This window comes from Microbacterium sp. DT81.1, from assembly GCF_049844955.1.
In the GTDB taxonomy this organism is placed as follows: Bacteria; Actinomycetota; Actinomycetes; order Actinomycetales; family Microbacteriaceae; genus Microbacterium.
In genome coordinates this window covers 23643-42734 of sequence record NZ_JBNCMA010000003.1, presented here as the reverse complement: position 1 = coordinate 42734, position 19092 = coordinate 23643, and the positions used below count along the sequence as shown (strand labels likewise).

The 19092-nt window shown below is 69.1% G+C and carries 13 protein-coding genes and 1 pseudogene; 7 read left to right on the top strand and 7 right to left on the bottom strand.

Features of this window, described 5'->3' with window-relative positions; genetic code table 11:
- The first annotated feature begins 30 nt into the window (after positions 1-30).
- The 3 genes from hrpA to ACLQ2Q_RS08670 all read left to right on the top strand — a co-directional run bounded on the left by hrpA (position 31) and on the right by ACLQ2Q_RS08670 (position 6431).
- Positions 31-3942 carry an ATP-dependent RNA helicase HrpA gene (hrpA, locus tag ACLQ2Q_RS08680; protein ID WP_425820048.1) on the top strand — a complete coding sequence of 1304 codons (3912 nt, stop codon included), beginning with the start codon at positions 31-33 and terminating at the stop codon, positions 3940-3942.
- A 104-nt stretch (positions 3943-4046) separates the two neighbouring features.
- Complete coding sequence (locus ACLQ2Q_RS08675) at positions 4047-4988, top strand: quinone oxidoreductase family protein (RefSeq protein ID WP_425820046.1); 942 nt, start codon at positions 4047-4049, stop codon at positions 4986-4988.
- 123 nt (positions 4989-5111) lie between these two features.
- The gene (locus ACLQ2Q_RS08670; protein ID WP_425820044.1) at positions 5112-6431 is read left to right on the top strand and encodes an O-acetylhomoserine aminocarboxypropyltransferase/cysteine synthase family protein; all 1320 of its coding nucleotides are present in this window, start codon (positions 5112-5114) and stop codon (positions 6429-6431) included.
- A gap of 254 nt (positions 6432-6685) precedes the next feature.
- On the opposite strand, the gene mmsB is transcribed toward ACLQ2Q_RS08670, so the two are convergent.
- The 7 genes from mmsB to ACLQ2Q_RS08635 all read right to left on the bottom strand — a co-directional run bounded on the left by mmsB (position 6686) and on the right by ACLQ2Q_RS08635 (position 15945).
- Complete coding sequence (gene mmsB / locus ACLQ2Q_RS08665; RefSeq protein ID WP_425820042.1) at positions 6686-7915, bottom strand: multiple monosaccharide ABC transporter permease; 1230 nt, start codon at positions 7913-7915, stop codon at positions 6686-6688.
- 20 nt (positions 7916-7935) lie between these two features.
- The gene (gene mmsA, locus ACLQ2Q_RS08660; RefSeq protein ID WP_425820040.1) at positions 7936-9465 is read right to left on the bottom strand and encodes a multiple monosaccharide ABC transporter ATP-binding protein; all 1530 of its coding nucleotides are present in this window, start codon (positions 9463-9465) and stop codon (positions 7936-7938) included.
- A gap of 136 nt (positions 9466-9601) precedes the next feature.
- On the bottom strand, positions 9602-10732 hold the full coding sequence (gene chvE / locus ACLQ2Q_RS08655; RefSeq protein WP_425820038.1) for a multiple monosaccharide ABC transporter substrate-binding protein: 1131 nt from the start codon (positions 10730-10732) through the stop codon (positions 9602-9604).
- 66 nt (positions 10733-10798) lie between these two features.
- Entirely contained in the window at positions 10799-12310 is a 1512-nt protein-coding gene (araA, locus tag ACLQ2Q_RS08650) for an L-arabinose isomerase (RefSeq protein WP_425820036.1), read from the bottom strand.
- Positions 12311-12344: 34 nt separating this feature from the next.
- Entirely contained in the window at positions 12345-13988 is a 1644-nt protein-coding gene (locus ACLQ2Q_RS08645) for a xylulokinase (RefSeq protein ID WP_425820034.1), read from the bottom strand.
- A complete protein-coding gene (locus ACLQ2Q_RS08640; RefSeq protein WP_425820032.1) occupies positions 13985-14692 on the bottom strand; it encodes an L-ribulose-5-phosphate 4-epimerase in 708 nt (235 codons plus the stop codon). Before ACLQ2Q_RS08640 ends, ACLQ2Q_RS08645 begins: the two co-directional genes overlap by 4 nt.
- 236 nt (positions 14693-14928) lie before the next feature.
- Positions 14929-15945, bottom strand: a complete 1017-nt coding sequence (locus ACLQ2Q_RS08635) for a LacI family DNA-binding transcriptional regulator (protein ID WP_425820558.1) — start codon at positions 15943-15945, stop codon at positions 14929-14931.
- 172 nt (positions 15946-16117) lie between these two features.
- Here ACLQ2Q_RS08635 and ACLQ2Q_RS08630 point away from each other — a divergent pair, with 172 nt between their 5' ends.
- From ACLQ2Q_RS08630 to ACLQ2Q_RS08615, 4 genes and pseudogenes are all read left to right on the top strand, one after another.
- Positions 16118-16630 carry a hypothetical protein gene (locus ACLQ2Q_RS08630; protein ID WP_425820030.1) on the top strand — a complete coding sequence of 171 codons (513 nt, stop codon included), beginning with the start codon at positions 16118-16120 and terminating at the stop codon, positions 16628-16630.
- 18 nt (positions 16631-16648) lie between these two features.
- On the top strand, positions 16649-17632 hold the full coding sequence (locus ACLQ2Q_RS08625; RefSeq protein WP_425820028.1) for a Gfo/Idh/MocA family protein: 984 nt from the start codon (positions 16649-16651) through the stop codon (positions 17630-17632).
- A 51-nt stretch (positions 17633-17683) separates the two neighbouring features.
- A pseudogene (locus tag ACLQ2Q_RS08620) lies at positions 17684-18254 on the top strand (NYN domain-containing protein); the annotation flags it as partial.
- Positions 18251-19012 carry an OST-HTH/LOTUS domain-containing protein gene (locus ACLQ2Q_RS08615; RefSeq protein ID WP_425820557.1) on the top strand — a complete coding sequence of 254 codons (762 nt, stop codon included), beginning with the start codon at positions 18251-18253 and terminating at the stop codon, positions 19010-19012. The pseudogene ACLQ2Q_RS08620 and the gene ACLQ2Q_RS08615, both read left to right, overlap by 4 nt.
- Positions 19013-19092: the final 80 nt, after the last annotated feature.

The window sequence follows — 19092 nt, the reverse complement described above, 5'->3', positions numbered from 1 at the left end:
GAGCCATCTCGAGCCATACGATGGAAGGCTATGCCCGCGCTCGCACCCCTGATCACCTATCCGCCGGAGCTGCCCGTCAGCGCCCGGCGGCAGGACATCGCGCGCGCCATCCGCGATCACCAGGTTGTGATCGTCGCCGGCGCGACGGGTTCCGGCAAGACGACCCAGCTGCCGAAGATCTGCCTCGAGCTGGGCCGCGAGCGCATCGCGCACACCCAGCCCCGTCGCCTCGCCGCCCGGACGATCGCCGAGCGCATCTCCGACGAACTCGACGTGCCCTTGGGGGGCCTCGTCGGATACAAGGTGCGCTTCACCGACAAGGTCACCGACGACACGCGCGTCACCCTCATGACCGACGGCATCCTTCTCAACGAGATCCACCGGGACCGCCTGCTGCGTCGCTACGACACGATCATCATCGACGAGGCCCACGAGCGATCGCTCAACGTCGACTTCCTGCTCGGGTATCTGCGCCGAATCCTCCCCCAGCGGCCGGACCTGAAAGTGGTCATCACCTCGGCCACGATCGACCCGGAGGCATTCGCCCGGCACTTCGCGGCACCGAAAGGCGAGGACGCCCCGATCATCGAGGTGTCCGGTCGCACCTACCCGGTCGAGATCCGCTACCGGGGCCCCGAGGACGCCGACGCCGACGATGTCGACGCCATCGTCGCGGCGCTGCAGGAGCTCGATCGCGAGTCGAAGGGCGACGTGCTCGTCTTCCTCCCCGGCGAGGCCGAGATCCGGGATGCCGCGGACGCGGTGCGCGGTGCGTATGCGAGGGATGCCGCACCCACCGAGGTGCTCCCCCTCTACGGGCGCCTCAGTGCGGCCGAACAGCACCGGGTCTTCGAACCCTCCAAGGTCGCGGGAGTCAGGCGGCGCGTCGTGCTTGCGACGAACGTCGCGGAGACGAGCCTGACCGTGCCCGGCATCCGGTACGTCATCGACACCGGCACCGCACGCATCTCGCGCTACAGCAACCGCTCGAAGGTGCAGCAACTGCCCATCGAGCCGATCTCGCAGGCGTCGGCGCAGCAGCGCTCCGGGCGCGCCGGCCGCACCAGCGACGGCATCGCGATCCGCTTGTACTCCGAGGAGGACTTCGACCGCCGCCCCGAGTTCACCGAACCCGAGATCCTGCGGACGAGCCTCGCGTCCGTCATCCTGCAGATGCTCGCCTTGGGCTTCGGCGACATCACGGAGTTCCCCTTCCTCACGCCCCCTGACTCCCGCGGCGTCAAGGCCGCGTTCGACCTGCTGACGGAACTCGGCGCCGTGTCGACCCCTTCGACAGGCTCAGGGATCGGCAACGGCCCCCGCCTCACGAACATCGGTCGGGAGCTCGCCCGCCTCCCGATGGATCCGCGCTTCGCGCGGATGATCCTGGAGTCCGGGGCCAACGGCACCCTGCACGACGTGCTGCCGATCGTCGCCGGGATGTCGATTCAGGACGTGCGCGAGCGCCCAGAGGAGCGACGGGAGGAGGCCGACCGGCTGCACGCGCGGTTCGCCGATCCCACGAGTGACTTCCTGACGCTGCTCAACCTCTGGAACCACCTGCAGGAGAAGCAGGCCGAACTCGGCTCGAGCGCCTTCCGGCGGCTCTGCCGCAGCGAGCACCTCAACTACGTCCGCGTGCGCGAGTGGTTCGACGTCCACCGGCAGGTGCGCTCCCTCGCCCCGAAGCAGAAGGGGCCCTCCACGGCCTCTGGAAGCACGACCGACCCCGACGCCGTGCACAAGGCGATCCTCGCGGGCCTCCTCTCGCACATCGGACTGCTGGATGAGCGTGCCGCGGCGAGCGCGGCGACCGGTGCCAATCGGGGACCCGCCGCGCGCGGCACCCGCGACCGCGCGGAGTACATCGGCGCCCGCGGCGTGCGGTTCGCGATCTTCCCCGGGTCGGGGCTCAAGAAGCAGAAGCCGCACGCGGTCATGGCCGGCGAACTCGTGGAGACGTCGCGGCTGTATGCACGCACCGTCGCGGCCATCGATCCGGCATGGGCCGAGGCGCTCGCGGGCGATCTCGCGAAGACGCAGGTGAGCGAGCCGCATTGGTCCAAGGACGCCGGCGCCGCCGTCGCGTTCGAGAAGGTCACGCTGTTCGGGGTCGAGCTCGTCCCCCGCCGCCGCATCCAGTTCGCGCGCATCGACCGAGCGGGCGCCCGCGAGCTGTTCCTGCGCCATGCCCTGGTCGAGGGTGACTGGGAGCTCTCGCGCCTCCCGGCGAACCTGACGGCCTTCGTGCGGGCGAATCATGAACTGCGGCGACGGCTCGAGAAGGTCGAGGAGCGCGAGCGCCGCCGCGACATCCTGGTGGGCGACGAGGCGGTGTTCGACTTCTACCACGCACGAATCCCCGCCGATGTGTTCGACGTGCGCTCCTTCGAGCGGTGGTGGCGGGATGCCGAGGCGAAGACGCCCAAGCTGCTCACGATGCGCGAGGCCGACCTGGTCGCTGACGATGCACGCGCCGACGCACGCGACTTCCCGACCCGCTGGCGCCAGGGCGATCAGACCCTGCAGCTCGCCTACCGATTCGAGCCGGGGGCCCCGGATGACGGCGTGACCGTCGTCGTGCCGCTGCCGCTGCTGGCGGGGCTTCGCCCCGACGGCTTCGACTGGCAGGTGCCGGGGATGCGCGACGAGCTGATCACCGGACTGCTCCGGGCGCTGCCGAAGCCCATCCGGCGCCACGTCGTGCCGGCCGCGGACTGGGCGGCGAGATTCTCCGAAGAGCTCGCCGGGCAGGGCCCCGAAGACCATGAGGGACTCCCCCCGCAGACGCTCACCGAGGCCCTCGCCCGGCTCGTGCAGCGTGTGGCGAATCAGAAGGTCTCGGCGTCCGACTTCGAACTCGAGCGCGTGCCCGGGCACCTGCTTCCCTCGTTCCGCGCCGTGGACGGGAGGGGACGCGCCGCGGGCAACGACCGCGATCTTCCGGTGCTGCAGGACCGTCTCTCCGCGCGCGCCCGCGATTCCGTCGCCTCGTCGATCGAACGCGCCGCGTCCGGCGAGCGGCCGGCCCCGGCATCCGGAGCCGACCGTGTCGCCGCCGCGCGCCCTCCCGCCGAGCGCGCAGGCATCACGACATGGGACATCGGCGAACTGCCCGAGATCGTCGACACGAGGGTCGCCGGAGGCGTCGTGCGCGGCTATCCCGCGCTCGTCGACGAGGGCACGAGCGTCGCGCTTCGGGTGGAGTCCACGCCGGATGCCGCGGCGCGTGTCACCCGCGCCGGTGTGCGGCGGCTGGTGCTGCTGGCCGTCGCCTCGCCGACCGCGTACGTGCAGGAGCACCTGACCTCGGCCGAGAAGCTCGCACTGGCGACGTCCCCGTACCCCTCCGGCCGCGTCCTGATCGAGGACTGCCGGGTTGCCGTCGCGGATGCCATCATCGCCCGGGTGGCTCCCACGGGCATCGTGAGGAACCCGGACGACTTCGCACGGGTGCGCGACGCCGTTTCGGTCGGGATCGTCGACGAGCTCTTCGCCTGCGTGTCGCTCGTCGCGAAGGTGCTGACGAAGGCCCGGGATGTCGAGAGGGCGCTGAAGGCCGGCACCTCGATGGCTCTGCTCAGTGCCCTGGGCGACGTGCGAGGGCAGCTGTCGGGGCTGATCTTCCCGGGCTTCGTGTCCGAGACCGGCGTCGCGCGGCTCGCGCAGCTGCCCCGCTACCTGGAGGGTGCCCTCGTGCGCCTGCAGGGTCTCTCGGACAATCCGGGTCGCGACCGTGCATGGATGACGGAGTTCGAGCGGGCTGCCGCCGCCTTTGCCGAAGCCGGCGGTGTGATCCCGCTGCCCGTCGACGCGGCGCCGGCTCTCCTCCGTACCCGCTGGCTGCTCGAGGAATACCGCGTGAGCCTCTTCGCGCAACGACTCGGCACCGCCGAGGCCGTGTCTGTGCAGCGCATCACGAAGGCGCTCCGCGGGGAGTAGCGCCGGGGCGCTCTGTCGAGAGTAGCGCCGGGGCGCTCTGTGGGAGTAGCGCCGGGGCGCTCCGCGGGGTCAGCGCCGGGGCGCTCCGCGGTTAGCCTTGAGACATGGCACACGCGATCACGTACACCGAGTTCGGCGGACCGGAGGTCCTGTCCTTCACCGAGGTGCCCGATCCCCGACCGGCGGCTGGGCAGCTGGCTGTGCGGGTCGAGGCCGCCGGCGTCAACCCGATCGAGTGGAAGATCCGCCAGGGGCTGCGGGCATCGGGCCCGATCGAAGAACCCCGGCGGGTCGGGGCCGACGGCGCGGGGATCGTGACGGCGGTCGGCGATGGCGTCGACGGCTTCCGTCCGGGCGATGCCGTGGCGTTCTTCGGCGCGAACGGCGCCTACGCCACGGATGTCGTCGTCGACGCGTCGAAGACCTACCCCCGGCCGGAGACCGTGTCGGCCGCGGAGGGCGCCGCGCTCGGCATCCCCGTCGGCACCGCCTACCAGACCTTGCGATCGCTCGGAGTCGGCGCAGGTGACACGCTGCTTCTGCACGCCGGATCGGGTTCGGTCGGCCAGGCGGCGATCCAGTACGCGGTGCTGTGGGGTGCGACGGTGATCGCGACGACGAGCGACCGCCGAGCCGACCGGGTCCGCTCCGTCGGCGCCACCCCGGTGCCGTACGGCGACGGCCTCGCCGACCGCGTCCGCGAAGCGGCGCCGCAAGGGGTCACGGTGATCCTCGACGCGGCCGGCACCGACGAGGCCATCGAGGCCTCGCTCGAGCTGCTGCATGACCGCGCCCGCATCGCGACGGTGGTGCGCGGGCGGGATGCCGCCGGCTGGGGCATCCGGGCCTTCTCCGGCGGCAACCCGACCCCCCTCACCCCTCAGCAGCTCGCATGGCGAGCCGAGGCGATGCCGGTGTCCCTCGCGCTGATGGCCGCGGGCGCCTTCTCCGTCGAACTGGGGCCGAGCTTCGCCCTTACCGACGCCGCCGAGGCGCACCGCGCCGTGGAGGCGGGTGCCGACGGCAAGGTCACCCTCACTCCCTGACCCTCACGCCCTCACCCTCGCCGCCCATCGTGCCCCCGTCCGGCGCGCCGGCGCCAAGGGGCGGCCCGCAACAGTTCGAAACACGGACACGGCGCGGGGGCGCGCGGCCCGGACAATGGACGAATGCCCGAGAACCCCGCCGTCCGCGCGTTCGCCACGGCGCAGGTCCAGGCGGGTTTCACCCCCGGGATCGCGCAGAACACCGCCGTGCCGCCGATCTACCAGTCGAACGCCTTCGAGTTCGCGTCGCTGCGCGACGCTCGAGACCTCTTCGCCCTCCGACGGGACGGGAACATCTACAGCCGCGCCGCGAATCCGACGGTGCTCGTGTTCGAGGAGCGCGTCGCGGCGCTCGAGGACGGCATCGCCGCGGCGGGCGTCGCATCGGGTCAGGCCGCCGTCGCCCTCGCGCTGCTGGCACTGGCCAAGCAGGGTCAGCACATCGTCGCCGCCAAGCAGCTCTACGGCGGCACGATCGACCTGCTGCAGGACACCTTCGTCGACTGGGGAATCGCCGTCACCTTCGTCGACCAGGATGACGAGCGGGCGTGGCGGGACGCCATCCGCCCGGAGACGCGTGCCCTCTTCGCCGAATCCGTGACGAATCCGCTCGCCCAGGTGCTCGACGTTCGCGCGGTCGCCGACATCGCGCACGCCGCGGGGGTCCCCCTCGTCATCGACAACACCGTGGCGACACCCTACCTGCAGAGGCCGAAGGAGTTCGGCGCCGACATCTCCGTGCATTCGGCGACCAAGTTCCTCGGAGGCCACGGAACCTCGCTCGGCGGGGCCGTCGTCGACCTGGGCACCTTCGACTTCTCCGCCGATCGCGAACGGTGGCCTCAACTGACCGCCGAGTACGCGCGGGTACCCGGCGGCAGTCTCGTCGATCGCTTCGGCGCCACCGGCTCGCCCTACATCGCCCTCGTCAAGACCAAGTACGTCCACGACCTGGGTCCTTCGCTATCCGCCTTCAACGCCTTCCAGCTGCTGCAGGGGATAGAGACCCTCGATCTGCGGATGTCGCGCCACAGCGCGACGGCGCTCACCGTCGCCCGCTTCCTGGACGAGCATCCGGGCGTCGCGCGCGTGCATCACCCGGGACTTCCGGCGAGCCCCTGGCACAACCTCGGCCAGGCCTACCTGCCCCGTGGCGCGTCATCCGTCTTCGCCTTCGATCTGCATGCGACCGGCGACGCCGACGAAGACTTCACCCGTGTCGAGGCCTTCATCGCGCAGCTGCGGATCGTGCGCCTGGTGGCGAACATCGGCGATGCCCGCAGCCTCGTCGCGCACCCCTCGTCCATGACGCACAGCCATATGACCGAGTCGCAGCTGGCGGATGCGGGGATCACCTCCACCACCGTCCGGCTCTCCGTCGGGCTGGAGGATGCGGACGACATCGTGGCAGATCTGGGGCGAGCGCTTACCGCGATGACATGAGGCTCGTCCGAACACTTACAGCACTGTAAGTGGTTACCGGATTGTTATGACGCTGCTCAACCTGCCGGCCGGCGTCAACCTGCTCGTCACCGGTGCCGTCCTCATCCTCGCCGCGACCGTCGACGCGCTCTCGCGACTGCGCTCCGGCGGAGGAGCGCGAACCTAGCCAGCGGGATCCGCACAGCAAGAAGGGCCGAGGGAAACCCCCTCGGCCCTTCTTTCCGCCTGCGACGTCGCCGCGCCGGCCTGAACGGTCAGCGACCGCCCGAGCGGCGCTTGTTGTAGACGTCGAACGCGACCGCGAGCAGCAGCACCAGACCCTTGACGGCCTGCTGCCACTCGATGCCGATGCCCATGATCGACATTCCGTTGTTCAGCACACCGATGATCAGACCACCGATGATCGCGCCGCCGATGGTGCCGACGCCGCCCTGCACCGCCGCTCCACCGATGAAGGCCGCCGAGATGGCCTCCAGCTCGAAGCCGGTTCCGGCCTTGGGGCCGGCGAGGTTCAGCCGCGCGGTGAACATGAGGCCGGCGAGGGCCGCCAGGAAGCCCATGTTCACGAACAGCCAGAAGTCCACGCGACGCGTCTTCACGCCGGACAGCTCGGCCGCGTGCCGGTTGCCGCCGATGGCGTAGATGTGGCGCCCGAAGACTGTGCGGTTCATCACGATGCCGTAGACGAGCACGAGCACCGCCAGGATGATCAGCGTGACGGGAATGCCCTTGTAGCTCGCGAGCGCGAACGTGAGGAACCCGATGGCCACCGCGACGAGCACGAGCTTGATGACGAACCAGGTGAGCGGCTCGACCTCCTGGCCGTACTTGGCTCGGCCGGCGCGAGTCCTCAGCTGCTGCACGACCAGCAGGATGATCGCCGCGGCCCCGACAGCCAGCGTGAACAGATCGGGATCCGTCTCGCCGAACCAGCCCGTGATGAACCCGTTCCCCAGTCCACGGTACTCCGTCGGGAAAGAGCCGATGTTCGCATTGCCCAGCACCACGAGGGCGAGCCCTCGGAAGATGAGCATGCCCGCGAGGGTCACGATGAAGGCCGGGATGCCGACATAGGCGACCCAGAAGCCCTGCCACGCGCCGACCAGCGCACCGATTGCGAGCGAGAGCACCACCGCGAGCCACCACGGCAGTCCCCAGTTGACCGCGAAGACGCCGGAGCACGCTCCGACGAAGGCGGCGACGGAGCCGACCGAGAGGTCGATGTGGCCGGCGATGATGACCATCACCATGCCGATCGCGAGCACCAGGATGTAGCCGTTCTGCACGACCAGGTTCGAGATGTTCTGCGGGCGCAGCAGGATGCCGTTGGTCAGCACGGAGAACAGCAGCACCACCACGATCAGGGCGATGAAGATGCCGTTCTTGCCGAGGTCGGCCAGCACATGGCTGAGCCAGTTCGTGAACTTGTTCTCGGTCGGATTGATGTTGGATCCGACGGCGGTGGATTCGGTTGTATTGGTCATGTTGCTCCTCGTGCCGCCGCTCAGCGGGGCTTCTCCATTGTCATCAGCTTGAGAACGGCCTCGGGTGTGGCCTCCTCCACGGGAAGCTCGCCCGTGATGCGCCCCTCGGAGATCGCGTAGACGCGGTCCGATATGCCGAGCAGCTCGGGCAGCTCGGAGGAGATCACGATGATCCCCTTGCCGGAGGCCGCCAGCCGGTTGATGATCCCGTAGATCTCGTACTTGGCACCGACGTCGATGCCGCGCGTGGGCTCATCCAGGATGAGCACCTCGGGGTCCGAGTAGATCCACTTCGACAGCACGACCTTCTGCTGGTTGCCGCCCGAGAGTTTCCCAGTCTTCACGAGCACGCTCGGTGCCTTGATGTTCAGCTCCTTGCGGTACTCGTTGGCGACCTTGAACTCTTCGTTGTCGTTGACGAGCCCGCCGGATTCGAGCTTCTTCAGCGAAGCCATCGAGATGTTGCGCTTGATGTCCTCGATGAGGTTCAGTCCGAAGGTCTTGCGATCCTCCGTCGCGTAGGCGAGGCCGTTGTCGATAGCCTCCGAGACCGTGCGCGTCTTGATCTCCTTGCCGCGGAGGAAGACCTTTCCCGAGATCTTGGATCCGTAGCTGCGCCCGAACAGGCTCATGGCGAACTCCGTGCGGCCGGCCCCCATCAGCCCGGCGATGCCGACGATCTCACCCGCCCGCACATGGATCGAGACGTTGTCGACCATGACCCGCGTCGAATCCTGCGGGTGGTACGCCGTCCAGTCCTCGACACGAAGCAGCTCCTCGCCGATGTCGGGCGTGTGGTCGGGGTACCGGTGCTCGAGGTCGCGCCCCACCATGTCGCGGATGATCCGGTCCTCGGTGACCTCGGACTTCGGGATCGTCTCGATCGTCTTGCCGTCGCGGATGACCGTGACGGAGTCGGCGACCTTCTTGATCTCGTTGAGCTTGTGGCTGATGATGATCGACGTGATCCCCTGGCCCTTGAGGTGCAGGATCAGATCGAGCAGATGATCGGAGTCCTCGTCGTTCAGCGCGGCGGTGGGCTCATCGAGGATCAGAAGCTTGACGCGCTTCGAGAGTGCCTTGGCGATCTCGACGAGCTGCTGCTTCCCCACTCCGATGTTCTGGATCTTCGTCGTGGGGTTCTCCCGCAGACCGACGCGCGCAAGCAGCTTGCCGGCTTCGAAGTTGGTCTTGTTCCAGTCGATCAGGCCGCCTCGCCCCTTCTGCTCGTTGTTGAGGAAGATGTTCTCGGCGATGGACAGGTGCGGGCTGAGCGCCAGCTCCTGATGGATGATGACGATGCCCTTCGCCTCGCTGTCGGTGAGGTTCTTGAACTCGACGACCTCGTCCTCGAAGACGATGTCACCCTCGTACGTGCCGTGCGGGTACACGCCCGACAGGACCTTCATGAGCGTCGACTTTCCTGCGCCGTTCTCGCCGCAGATCGCGTGGACCTCGCCCCGCTCCACTCCCAGACTCACGTTGGAGAGTGCCTTGACGCCGGGGAACGTCTTGGTGATGCCGCGCATCTCGAGGATGTGCTCGGTCATGGTGCCTCCTGCTTCAGTGCGGGTGACGGGGTCGGGCGGCGGGTGCCACGTGTCGCGTCGTGTGGGGAGCGTACTCCCTGCACGGCCGCGACACGCGGCCTTCCCGCTGCCCGACCCTGTCGGTGACGAACGGTGTTTAGCCGTCGATCTCTTCCTGCGTCCAGTAGCCGCTGTCGACCAGGACCGATGTGATGTTGTCCTTGACCACGATCACCGGGTCGAGCAGGAACGACGGCACGACCTTCACGCCGTTGTCGTAGTCCTCGGTGTTGTTGACCTCGGGCTCCTCGCCGTTCAGCAGCGCAACCGCCATGTCCACGGCCACCGCGGCGAGCTCGCGCGTGTCCTTGAAGATGGTGGCGAACTGCTCGCCGGAGTTGATGGCCTTGACCGAGTCGATCTCGGCGTCCTGACCGGAGATGACCGGCCACCCCTCGCCGACGCTGTAGCCGGCGTCGGTGAGCGCGGAGATGATGCCGCGCGAGATGCCGTCGTAGGGCGAGAGAACCGCGTTGACGGTGGTGCCGTCGGAGTAGTTCGCCGTCAGGATGTCCTCCATGCGGCTCTGTGCGGTCTCACCGTCCCAGCGGAGTGTGGCGACCTGCTCGATGTCGGTCTGATCCGACTTGACGACGAGCGTTCCGTCATCGATCAGCGGCTGGAGCACGTCCATCGCGCCGTTGAAGAAGAAGAACGCGTTGTTGTCATCCAGCGAACCCGCGAAGAGCTCGATGTTGAACGGGCCCGCAGGCGCGCCCTCGATGGCCGTTCCGTCGAGTTCGGCGAGGCCGAGGCCGTTCAGCACCGACCACGCCTGCTGCTGGCCGACCAGGAAGTTGTCGAACGAGGCGTAGTAGTTGACGTTCTCCGAGTCGCGGATCAGTCGGTCGTAGGCGATGACGGGGATGTCGGCGGCAGCCGCGTCGTCGAGCACCTGGGAGAGCGTGGTTCCGTCGATCGCCGCGATGATCAGCGCCTCGGCGCCCTTGGTGATCATGTTCTCGACCTGCGAGACCTGGGTGGGGATGTCGTCCTCTGCGTACTGCAGGTCGACGGTGTAGCCCTGCTCCTCCAGCTGCTCCTTGACGGCGTTGCCGTCCTGGATCCAGCGCTCGGAGCTCTTGGTGGGCATCGCGACGCCGATCAGGCCGCCGTCTCCGCCACCATCGCCACCGGCGTCGCCGCCGGAAGCTCCGCCGCCGGAGCAGGCGGACAGGAACAGCGCACCCGCGGCAACCACCGCGAGCAGTGTCTTCTTGGCTTTCACTGTGTTTCCTTTCGTGTAACGGACATCGTCGTCTTGGTAGCGATGTTCGGGTTTCGGCCTGGTCGGCTAGAGCCCTTGGGCGAGCCGGTAGTAGGCCTGGTTCCAGCGGAGTTCCCGCTGGAAGTCTCTGAGGGTGGTGCTGTCGTCGATGACGACGAGCTCGGTCTTGGCGATCTCGGCGTAGTCCCGGAAGACGTCGATGCCGACGGACGTGGTCATAACCGTGTGGTGTGCGGCTCCCGCGGTGAGCCATGCGGCGGCGCTGGTGGCGAAGTCCGGCTGCGGCTTCCAGACGGCGCGTCCGACGGGAAGCTTGGGCAGGTCGGGAGCCTCGACGTTCTCGACGACGTTCGCGACGAGCCGGAAGCGGTCGCGCATGTCGCTCATCGCCACGACGACGGCCGGGCCGGGGTCGGCGGTGAACACCAGTCGCACGGGGTCCTCCTTGCCGCCGATGCCGAGGGCGTGGATCTCGAGCGTCGGCTTGGCCGTCGTGAGCGATGGCGAGACCTCCAGCATGTGCGCGCCGAGGATGCGCTCGTTGCCCGGCACGAGGTCGTAGGTGTAGTCCTCCATCAGGCTCGCGCCGCCGGGTAGGCCGGCGCCCATGACGTTGGCGACGCGCACCAGGATCGCGGTCTTCCAGTCGCCCTCCGCACCGAAGCCGTAGCCCTCGGCCATGAGGCGCTGCACGGCCAGACCGGGGAGCTGCTTGAGCGCACCGAGGTCTTCGAAGCTCGTGGTGAAGGCACCGAAGCCGCCCTCCTCGAGGAACGAGCGCAGGCCGACTTCGATGGCGGCGCCGTCGCGCAGCGACTGGTGGCGTGCTCCGCCCGGTCGCAGGTCCGCAACCACGTCGTAGGCCACGAGATACTCATCGATCAGCGCGTCCACCTCGGCATCGGATGCCGCGGCCACCGCGTCGGCGAGCTCATTGACGCCCCACGTGTTTACCTGCACCCCGAACCGCAGCTCGGCCTCGGTCTTGTCGCCCTCCGTGACGGCGACATAGCGCATGTTGTCGCCGAAGCGGGCGAGCTTGAGCGACCGCGACGCGGCCCAGCCGGCCGCGGCGCGCTGCCAGGTCTCGACCTGAGCCACGACATCCGGATTCGACACGTGCCCGACGACCGTCTTGCGCGCGACGCCGAGCCGGGTCTGGATGTAGCCGAACTCGCGGTCGCCGTGCGCCGCCTGGTTGAGGTTCATGAAGTCGAAGTCGATCTCGGCCCACGGCAGCTCGACATTCGCCTGCGTGTGCAGGTGCAGGAGCGGCTTCTGCAGCGCATCCAGTCCCGCGATCCACATCTTCGCGGGGCTGAAGGTGTGCATCCATGCGATCACGCCGAGAACGTCGTCGCGTGCGTTCACCTCGAGCGCGAGCCTGCGGATGCTGTCGGAGTCCTTGAGGACGGGCTTCCAGATCACCTTGACCGGCAGGCCGGCCAGTCCGTCTGCGACCGCCTTGGACTGCTCCGCCACCTGGCGCAGGGTCTCTTCGCCATAGAGGTTCTGGCTGCCGGTTACGAACCAGACCTCGTACGGGTCGAGGGTCGTGTTCAGCGGAGTGCGGGTCATCAGAGATTCCTTCGTGGTGTCACGGACGGGTGCTTCACAGCGCCTGGACGGCAGCGGCTTCCACCGCGAGTCCGGCGCGGTAACGGGTGAGATAGGCGGCGAACCCCGCGACGTCTTCGGCGCTCGGCCGGACGGTCTCGAACTCCGCCTCGCCGAAGACGCGCGTATCGAGGTAGGCGCCGAGGTCGAGGTCGGCAGAAGACGACAGGTACGAGGCCAGCACGGCGATGCCCCACGCGCCGCCTTCCGACGCCGTCTCGGCGACGGCGACGGGCGCGTCGAGTGCACCGGCCAGGAATCGCTGGGCGACGCCCGCGGTGCGGAACATGCCTCCGTGGGCGAACATCCGGTCGATGGCCACCCCCTCCTCGTCGAGCACTCTCATGCCGAGGCTCAGAGTGCCGAAGACGCCGTAGAGCTGCGCGCGCATGAAATTGGCGAGGGTCAGGCGGCTCTCCGGCGTGCGGACGAACAGAGGCCGTCCTTCGGCCAACGCAGCGATCGGCTCACCGGAGAGGTGGTTGTAGGCGAGCAGGCCGCCGGCATCCGCCTCGCCGTCGAGCGCCTCGCGGAACAGCACCTCGAAGACGTCGTCCGCTTCGACGGGGGTTCCTGCGGCCGCGGCGAACCGTCCGAACAGGCCGGTCCAGGCCGCCAGCTCGCTGGCACCGTTGTTGCAGTGCACCATCGCGACAGGATCGCCGGCGGGAGTCGTGACCACGTCGAGCTCGTGATGCACGCGCTGCAGGGGTCGCTCGAGCACCACCATGGCGAAGATGCTGGTGCCCGCGCTGACGTTGCCCGTGCGCGGTGCGACCGAGTTGGTCGCCACCATTCCCGTGCCGGCGTCGCCCTCCGGTGGGCAGAGCGGGATGCCGGGGCGGATGGTTGCGGAGGCGTCGAGCAGGGCGGCCCCCTCCGGCGTCAGCTCTCCGGCGCGCTGCCCCGCGACGAGCACCTCGGGCAGCAGCTCGCGCACGCCGTCCACGGGCAGTCGTTCCCCGACGAGGTCGTCGAACCGGCCGAGCAGCCCGGCGTCGTAGTCGTTCGTCGCGGCGTCGATCGGGAACATCCCCGACGCGTCGCCGACGCCGATCACCCTGCGTCCCGTGAGGCGCCAGTGCACGTAGCCGGCGAGCGTGGTGAAGAACCGCACCCGCGGGACGTGCGGCTCCTCGTCGAGGATCGCCTGGTGCAGGTGCGCGATCGACCAGCGGAGCGGGATGTTGGCGCCGAACAGGTCGGTCAGCTCGGTCGCCGCCGTCGCGGTGGTCGTGTTGCGCCACGTGCGGAACGGCACAAGGGCCTCCCCGTCGGCGTCGAAGGCGAGGTAGCCGTGCATCATCGCCGACACCCCGATGGCGCCGAACGTGTCGGGACGCACGCCGTAGCGCTCCGCCACGTCGGCGACGAGATCGGCGTACGCGCGTTGCAGGCCGGTCCACACGGCATCGAGCGAATACGTCCAGATCCGGTCGACGAACTCGTTCTCCCACTCGTGGCTTCCAACGGCGAGCACGCCGGTGGGTCGGTCCTCGAGGATCAGGCACGCCTTGATACGGGTCGAGCCGAACTCGATGCCGAGCGACGTGCGCCCCGCGAGGATGGCATCGCGCACCGCTTCGCGCTCGGCGGCCGCGTCGGGAGGAGTCGCGTCCGGACTGATCGTGGCGCTCATCGGCGCTCGTCCGCGCTCTGTCCGTAGACGTTCTGGTAGCGGTCGTACAGGCTGTCGATCGCGTCCTGCGGAATCGAGATCAGAGGCCCCGCCTCACGGGCGTAGTGGACGGTTCGTGCCACGTCTTCGACCATGACCGCCGCCTTGACCGCATCCTTCGGCGATGTGCCGATCGTGAAGGGGCCGTGATTCTGCATCAGCACCGCCCGCGAGCGATGCCCCGTGAGGGTCTCGACGATGCCGCGCCCGATCGAGTCGTCGCCGATGATCGCGAAGGGGCCCACCGGGATCGGGCCGCCGAACTCGTCGGCCATCGCCGTGATCACGCACGGGATCTCCTCGCCCCGAGCCGCCCAGGCCACCGCGAAGGTCGAGTGGGTGTGCACCACTCCCCCGACGTCGGGCATGTTCCGGTACACGTAGGCGTGCGCAGCCGTATCGCTCGACGGCGATCGCTCGCTCCCGGGCGTACCGGGCACGACGTTGCCGTCGAGGTCGCACAGGATCATGTTCTCGGGGGCCAGATCGTCGTACGACACGCCTGAGGGCTTGATGACGAACAGGTCGGCTCCCGGGATGCGGCCGGAGACGTTGCCGCCGGTCCAGACGATCAGCCCGTAGCGCACTAGTTCGGAGTGCAGCGCGGCGACGTCGGCGCGGACGCGCGCGATGGCGACCTCGATCTTCGGTCCGTACGAGCTCACGAGGCGCGCCCGATGACCAGGGCCGTGGCGAGCGGATGCCCGCACCCGGGTGCGGGACAAGCTTGCTGCGCGTCGTTGCGAACGGGCACGGATCACTCCTTCATGGGCCGGTGGCTCCTGCTGTGCATCGGTCGGGCGGAACGCCGCCCATGTGACCGTTCACATTGGGTCATGGTACTCGGACTGCAGGGCCGGGTGTCAAGCGGCGCGTGTCTCGGATTCGTAACGGCCCCGTTTCAGAGGCCGACGCGGGCGGTCGACCGGCGCACGATCAGCTCCGGCACGATCGTCTGCCGCGCACCCACCGACGCCCCCGCGGCGCCGCCGAGCAGCAGCGCGACGCACCGGCGCCCGAGCTCGGTCCAGTCCTGGCGGACCGTCGTCAGCGGCGGCCAGTAGTGGGCCGCCTCCGGGATGTCATCGAATCCGACGATGCTGATGTCGCGCGGCACGTCGAGCCCCTCCTCGCGGATGGCATGGATCAGCCCCAGGGCCATCTGATCGTTCGATGAGAAGATCGCCGTGAAGTCGCGCACGCTGAGCAGCTCGCGACCGGCGTAGTAGCCGAACTCCGCCGTCCAGTCGCCCAGGATCGGCGCCGTCGTGGGGACGTCGTTGGCACTCATCTCCTCGAGGAATCCGCGCATCCGCGCCTCGGCCTCGATCCAGTCCTGAGGTCCGGCGAGGTGGTAGATCGAGCGGTGCCCGAGCGAGATCAGGTGACGCGTGGCCGCGCGGGCGCCTGCGATCTGGTCCACCGAGAGCGCGCGTGATTCGTCGAGCTCCGTCGATTGCAGGGTCACGTAGGGAACGTCGATGTGCATGGCGGCGATCGCGCGGAACACGCGCACCTGCGGCGCGATGATCACGAGCCCGTCGATCGACTGGGCGGTCAGGTGCGCGAGCGCCGCGCCGATCGAACCAGGGTCGGATGCGTCGATGTTGGCGGCGGTGACCCAGTAGCCCTGGTCCCGGGCGGCCGATTCGATGGCCGCGATGCTGGATGCGGGCCCGTACTGGGCCGACGAGGCAGACAGCACCCCGATCGTCTGGGACCGGCTGGTCACGAGGGCCCGCGCGGCGCGATTCGGCGTGTACTGCAGATCCTGCATGACCTCGAGCACGCGCTCCCGCGTCGCGGCGCGGATGCTGGGGTGGTCGTTCAGCACGCGGGACACCGTCTGGTGCGAGACGCCCGCGAGGCGCGCCACGTCCCGGATGCTGGGGGGTCGCCCGCGCCCGGCGTCGCTCATGTCGGCCTCCACGTCCGTGTGCACGGTCACATCCCGTTCGAGCCCATTATGGTCACAAACGCCGCATGTCGGCCATCCGGCAATGTGACGTCACATCGTTCCGAAGCTCGCGTGGGGCGCGGATGCGGCTGTCACATCGCGTCACATGGCCGCCTCGGCATAAACTCAGGACATGTCCGACCTCGGTCGCTTCTTCCCGCTGTCGCAACGCGCCATCGGCGACGAATCAGGCGTCACATCGGACCGGCGGGCGGCACTGGCGGACGTGATCGAGGCGACCGAGACCATGCTCCTCGGCGACCGGGACCTGGGGCGCGACTTCGCCGAGCGCGCCGGCCTTGCGGCCGAAGCCCCTACCGGCGATCTCCGGGAACTCGCGCACCGCGTGCGGGAGGGAAAGCGGCGCCCGGTGCGCGCCCTCTCCCGTGCCGTCACCGCACAGCTCGAGCTGGCGAGGGACATCGGCGTCGCCGCGAAGGTGGACCCCAGGACCATCGGCGCGGTGGTGCTCTACCGGACGGGCGCCGCGCCCCTGGAGATCCGAGCCGTCCTCTCCGGGCACACTCTGCGTGCGGTCGACGCGGACTGGTCCTTCGGTCACGGGCCCGTGCTGCAGGACACGGCGCTGCGCATCCTCGCGTTCATCTGCGGCGTCTCGGACGAGGCGCCACGACCGGTCGCCTGACCCCGCTACGCTTCGACGATGAGTGGACTTCGCTGGGGCATCCTGGCCACGGGCGGCATCGCCCATGCTTTCGCGCGCGACCTGCGAGCCGCCGGCATCGACCTGATCGCCGTCGGCTCCCGCTCGCAGGAGGGGGCCGACGCGTTCGCGGCCGAATTCGACATCCCGCGCGCCTACCCCTCGTACGAGGCTCTGGTGGCCGACCCCGACGTCGACATCGTGTACGTCTCCACGCCGCACCCGATGCACGCCGAGAACGCGATGCTCGCGCTCGAGAACGACACGCACGTGCTGGTCGAGAAGCCGTTCACGCTCAATGCCGCCGAGGCCGCGCAGATCCGCGACCTCGCCGCCGCCAAGGGGCTGCTCGCCACGGAGGCGATGTGGACCCGGTACCTGCCGCACATGGTGCGCATCCGCGAGATCCTCGCCTCCGGCGTGCTGGGCGAGGTGCGCGCCGTGATCGCCGATCACACCCAGAAGGTCACCGATGATCCCTCGCATCGCCTCAACGCCATCGAGCTCGGTGGCGGCGCTCTGCTCGACCTCGGCATCTACCCGATCTCCTTCACCTGGGACGTGCTCGGCGCCCCGACCACCGTGCAGGCGTCGGCGCGGCTCAGGCCGACGGGAGTGGACTACGAGGTCGCGACGATCTTCACGTACGACCGCGGCGCTCTGGCGACCACGCTCTCCTCATCGGTGACACGCGGTCCGAACACGGCCACGGTGCTCGGCACCGATGCACGCATCGACATCGACTCCGTCTGGTACAGCCCGACGTCCTTCCGCGTCGTGGCACCCGACGGCACGGTGCTCGAGTCGTATGAATCGGATGTCGAGAGCCGAGGGATGCAGTACCAGGCCTTGGCCGCCGAGCGACTGGTGGCCGAGGGGAACTTCGCGGGCGACATCCTGCCGATCGATGAGACCGTCGCCATCATGGGCACCCTCGACGAGATCCGCCGGCAGATCGGTCTGGTGTACCCGGGCGGTCGCTGACCGCGGCCCGTCAGCGCCTCCCCCGGCAGCACCGCCTGTCACACTGGAGTAATGCCCGACTCGCAGAACGCCCGCGTGGCCGTCTACCTCGACTTCGACAACATCGTCATTTCCTGGTACGACCGTGTCCACGGCCGCAACTCCTATGGGCGTGACCGCCAGCGGATCCTCGAGACGCCGAACGACCCGGAGATCGCCGACCGCCTCTCTCGTGCGACCATCGACGTCGGCGCGATCATCGACTACGCGGCGTCCTTCGGCACGCTCGTGCTGACGCGCGCCTACGCGGACTGGTCCTCCCCCGTCAACGCCGTCTACCGCAGCCAGCTCGTCGCCCGCGCCGTCGACCTCGTGCAGCTCTTTCCGGCTGCCGCGTACGCGAAGAACGGCGCCGACATCCGTCTCGCCGTGGACGCCGTCGAGGACATGTTCCGCCTACCCGACCTCACGCACGTCGTCATCGTCGCCGGCGATTCGGACTATGTGCCCCTTGCCCAGCGCTGCAAGCGCCTCGGGCGGTACGTCGTCGGCATCGGGGTGGCGGGATCCACCGCCAAGTCCCTCGCCGCGGCGTGCGACGAGTTCGAGGCCTACGACTCACTGCCCGGCGTTCCTCGCGTGCAGCGTCCGCCCGTCAAGGAGCCGGCCGCCCGTGCAACGCCGAAGGAGTCGGCGCCCAAGGAATCCGGAGCGAAGGAGCCCGCCGCGAAGGCGAGATCATCGAGGTCGAAGGGTGCCGCGGCTGCGACGGCCGCCGAGGCCGCGGCTGCGGAGGCCCCGGCATCCGATGCCGGTGTTGCCGACGGTGATGCCGCGCTCCCGGCCGCGGCGGAGAACGCGGCGGCCGAGCCCGTGGAGGCGGCGCCCGCGAAGCGTCGCGCGGGCGGTCGCCGGGTCTCCACGAAGACGCCGACGGCGGACGCCGCGCCCGCCGGCGCTTCGGAGCCCGCGGCCGTCGACTCCGCCCCCAAGCTCGACCCTGAAGCGCCGCCGCTCGCGCCGGCACCCGCCGACATCGAGGCCTCGCTCATCGAGGCGCTCGGTCCGGCGTCGCCGCCCAAGCGCACCAACCGTCGCGCTTCCTCGCAGACCGTCGCGGCGCTCGCCCCGCAGGTCGAGGCAGCGCCGGAGGAGCCTGTCGAGGATCCGCAGGAGGTCGCCACCCGCCTGCTCGAGCGCGCCCTGCGGCTCGGCCATGACAAGGACGACACCGAGTGGCTGCACAGCTCGGCGGTCAAGACCCACATGCGGCGCATGGACCCCTCCTTCAGCGAGAAGGCGCTGGGCTTCCGGTCGTTCTCCGACTTCCTCAAGGAACGCGAGGCGATCGCCGAGCTCGAGGAGACCGGTCACGTGCTGCTCGTCCGGCTCCGCGAGTAGCGCCGCCGAGCATTTCGATTCGATAACCGCCTTGAGACCTGAATCCTCTCTCAGGTAACGTGGAGTCCGGCACCTCTGTG